Source organism: Streptomyces marokkonensis (assembly GCF_039539045.1).
Taxonomy (GTDB): Bacteria; Actinomycetota; Actinomycetes; order Streptomycetales; family Streptomycetaceae; genus Streptomyces; species Streptomyces marokkonensis.
Genome location: NZ_BAABCQ010000309.1, coordinates 1 through 4,166, shown reverse-complemented (window position 1 = coordinate 4,166; position 4,166 = coordinate 1). Strand labels below are relative to the sequence as shown.

Sequence of the window (4,166 nt, the reverse complement as noted above, 5' to 3'; positions counted from 1 at the left end):
GTTTCTGTTCGAATTATCGTCTTCGCACGTGTCCCCGCCGTGCACCCCGATGACGCCGAACGGAAACCCCCACCGTGGTCCCTGCCGCACTCACGACCGTCCCCCGCCCCGAACGGCAACGGGAGAGACGCCCGGGCGATGCCCTGCGCGCCTTCGGGCGCCGGCATCGCGTGGCCCTGCTCGCGACCCTGCCCACCATCCCGCTGTACGCGGTGTGGTGGGCGTTTCTCGCCACCGGCGGGGGTGATCTCGCCGCGCAGGAGGCCTGGGCCGACTTCACCTCGCGGCACGGCGGTTCGGCGTACGGGCTGTTCTGGTACGGCGGGACGCACACCGCCAACTACAGCGTGATCTCGCCACACTTGATGTCCCTGTTCGGCGTGCGCACGGTCACCGTGGCCTCCGGGCTGGCCGGCGCCTGGCTGGCGGCCGTGCTGATCGAGCGGACCGGGGTGCGCAGGCCGCTGTGGACCGCCGTGCTCGCCTCCCTCGCCCTGTGGTGCAACGTCGCCTCGGGGCGCACGACGTTCGCGCTCGGTCTCGCCTTCGGACTGGCCGCCTGCGTGGTACTGGTCCGGGAACGGCGGCTCGTCCTGGCCGCTGGATACGCGGCACTGGCCACCATGGCCTCGCCGGTGGCCGGGCTGTACCTGGCCGTCGTGGGGGCCGGGTACCTGCTCGTACGGGACTGGGGGCGCGCCCTGGTCCTCCTCGTACCGCCCGCCGCCGTCGTCGGGCTGACCACGCTGCTGTTCCCCTTCACCGGGGAGCAGCCGATGCCGGCGGCCCGAATATGGCCGCCGGTCGTGCTCGGCCTCGCCGTCACCGCTCTCGCCCCGCCCACCTGGCGGGTCGCCCGGTGGAGCGGCGTCGTCTACGCGACCGGCACCGTGCTGACGTACCTCGTCGCCTCGCCCATCGGCACGAACGTAGAGCGGTTCGGGGAGTACTTCGCGCCCCCTGTGCTGCTCGCCGCCCTGCTCACCACGGACCGGGCCCGGCGGGTCGCACGCGGTCTGCTGGTCGTCGCCCTCGTCTTCTCCGTCGGATGGATGGGGAAGAAGACCGACGACGACCTGAGGGAGTACACCGTGGTGCCGGCCTGGGCCGTCGAGACGGACGGTGTCGTGCGGGCGCTGGAGGGACTCGGGGCCGACCGCACTCGGGTGGAGGTGGTGCCGGCCCGGGACCACCGCGAGGCGTCCGCCCTCGCCCCGCACGTCAACCTGGCCCGTGGCTGGAACCGGCAACTCGACGTGGAACGCGCCCGCCTCTTCTACGACGGCACCTTCTCCGCGGCCACCTACCGGGCCTGGCTGGACCGCTGGGCGGTCGGCTTCGTCGTACTTCCGCTGGGCAAGCCGGACGGGCCCGCCGAGGCCGAGGCGGCGCTCGTCCGGAACCCGGACCGGCGGCCCGGGTGGCTGGAGCCCGTCTGGCAGGACGAGCACTGGCAGGTGTACCGGGTGCGGGACGCCGTACCGCTCGTCTCCGAACCCGGCATCGTCGTGGAGACCGGCAGCGCCGACCTGGTGCTCCGAGTGGACCGGCCCGGGCCGGTGACCGTACGGGTCGCCTGGTCGCCGTGGCTGCGGACCGACGGCGGGTGCCTCGCCCAGGACGGCGAGTTCACCCGCCTGACCGTCGAGGCGGCGGGCGAGTACCGGATCAGCTCCGGGTACGGTCCTTCGCCGGGGTCGGAGGATCGCTGCTGAGCTCCTCGGCGGGCACGTCGGTGTCCTTGACCGGGGGCGGCGCGGGGGCGGGGACGGCGTTCGTCGGGGTGGCGCCCTTGACCGCCGAGGCATCCTTGGCCGCGGTCGCCGTGACCAGCCGGGCCCTCGGCCCCTGGAACAGGTACGTCAGCCCGAAGCCCGCCGCGACCACGGCCGCGCCGCCCACCGCGTCCAGGATCCAGTGGTTGCCGGTCGCCACGATCGCCGCGACGGTGAACAGGGGGTGGAGGAGGCCGAGGGCCTTCATCCACATCCTCGGGGCGATGATCGCGATCGCCACACCGCACCACAGCGACCAGCCGAAGTGCAGCGACGGCATCGCCGCGTACTGGTTGGTCAGGTGCGTCAGCGTGCCGTAGTCCGGCTTGGAGAAGTCCTGCACGCCGTGCACCGTGTCGATGATCCCGAGGTTCGGCATCAGGCGCGGCGGTGCCAGCGGGTACAGCCAGAAGCCGACCAGGGCCAGCAGCGTGGCGAAGCCGAGGGACGCGCGGGCCCAGCGGTAGTCGACCGGGCGGCGCCAGTACAGGACGCCGAGGACGGCCAGCGGGACGACGAAGTGGAACGACGTGTAGTAGAAGTCGAAGAAGTCCCGCAGCCAGCCGATCTTCACGACGGCGTGGTTGACCGCGTGCTCGATGTCGATGCGCAGGAAGCGCTCGATGTCGAGGATCTGCCAGCCGTGCTCCTCGGCCCTCGCCCGGCCCGCCGAGTTGCTGCCGCCGGTCGCAGCGAGGCGGACCTGGGAGTAGGCGGCGTAGGTGACCCGGATGAGAAGGAGCTCCAGGAGCAGGTTGGGGCGGGTGAGGACCCGGCGCAGGAACGGCAGCAGGGGGACGTGCTTGAAGCGGGTCGGGACCGGCGGCGCGTAGCTCGTCGGCACCGGCGCGTCGAAGTACGGCGACGTGCGGGACAGGAAGGGCACGGCGACGGCGGCGGCCAGCGCCGCGAGGAGTACGACGTTGTCGCGCAGCGGGTACAGGGCCGCCATGTTCGGCAGCATCATCTTCGCGGGCAGCGTCATCACCAGGACGACGGCGACCGGCCACACGTACCGGTCGGAGGCCTTCTTGCCGACCCGGCCGACAAGCGCGGGCAACACCCACAGCAGCTGGTGCTGCCAGGTGGCCGGCGACACCACGACGGCCGCGCAGCCGGTGACGGCGACCGCGAGCAGCAGCTGGCCGTCGCGGGCGTAGCGCACGGCACGGCGCAGGGCGAGGACGGCGACGGCGGCGCCGAGCAGGAGGAAGAGGGCGATCTCCAGGGGGCCGGAGATGCCGAACCGCAGCAGGACGCCGTGCAGGGACTGGTTGGCGAGGTCGTCGGCCTCGCCGCCCAGGCCCACGCCGGCCATGTGGTGGACCCAGTAGGTGTACGAGTCCTGCGCCATCGCCGCCCAGGCGAGGGCGGTGCAGGCGGCGAACGTGATCCCCGTCGACACGGCGGCCCGTCTGCGGTCGGTGAACCACAGCAGGGGGACGAAGAGGAGGACGGTCGGCTGGAACGCGGCGGCGAGGCCGATCAGCGCGCCGCCTATCCGGTCGCCGTGTTCACCGCGTACGGCGAAGCAGCCCAGCAGGACGAGGAGGACCGGGATGATGCTGGTCTGACCGAGCCACAGCGCGTTGCGCACCGGCAGCGACAGCATCAGCAGGCTGACGGCCACGGGCGCCGCCAGCAGTGCCGTACGGCGGCCCACCGGCTTGGGCAGGGCGCGGGCGGCGACCAGGCCGAGGGCCACGACCAGCAGCAGCGAGCCGAAGGTCCAGCCCCAGCCGAGGGCCTGTTCGGCGGCACGGGTGAACGGTTTGTGGACCAGGCCGACGAACGGGGTGCCGGTGAACTCCGTGGAGTCGTAGAGGGACCCCTCCACGTGCAGGACCCCGTGCTCTCCGACCCAGGTGTCCAGGTCCGTCAGCCGTTCCCCGCTCGGGGTGCTGAGGACCGCGGCCAGCTGTCGTACGGCGAGGATGGCGGCGACCAGCCACAGGCCGAGGCGCGCGACGCGCAGCCGTGCCCTGGTCGCATCGACGGCCGGTGCCCCGAAAGGCTCCGCCGGTCGCCCACTGTGCTCCGCATTCGCCACGCCGCGTCGGCCTCCCGCCCCGTTCGTACCGCGCCCGTGTACGCGGTGTGTTGTCCTTGCGAACCCTATGAGGCTCGCACCACCCCCGGAGGGAGACGCAGGCAACCCCCGTTCAACCTGACCGCCGCCCGCGATTCGTCCCGCCTTCTCCCGGCCGTCCGGCCGTTTGTACGGATCGACGATAGTGCGGGAGCGGTACCGGTGCCTCCCGTGGGAGCGAGAAGGATCACAGGTCACAGGGTCGAGGAGCACTCCGTGGCGGGCGGACGTCCCTGCGTGCACGCCGTTTCGGTGCACTGTGCAACGAAAAGCATACCGGGCGTAAACAGCACATCAACGCC

2 protein-coding genes are annotated in these 4,166 nt (G+C 72.3%); one reads left to right on the top strand and one right to left on the bottom strand.

Features of this window, described 5'->3' with window-relative positions; translation table 11 throughout:
* Window positions 1-74: 74 nt before the first annotated feature.
* Window positions 75-1,715 (top strand): hypothetical protein, encoded by a 1,641-nt coding sequence (locus tag ABEA26_RS35245; RefSeq protein ID WP_345598061.1) that lies wholly within the window; start codon window positions 75-77, stop codon window positions 1,713-1,715.
* Here the strand turns inward: ABEA26_RS35245 and ABEA26_RS35240 are convergent.
* Window positions 1,669-3,825, bottom strand: a complete 2,157-nt coding sequence (locus tag ABEA26_RS35240) for a bifunctional glycosyltransferase 87/phosphatase PAP2 family protein (RefSeq protein WP_345598060.1) — start codon at window positions 3,823-3,825, stop codon at window positions 1,669-1,671. The genes ABEA26_RS35245 and ABEA26_RS35240 overlap by 47 nt on opposite strands.
* Window positions 3,826-4,166: the final 341 nt, after the last annotated feature.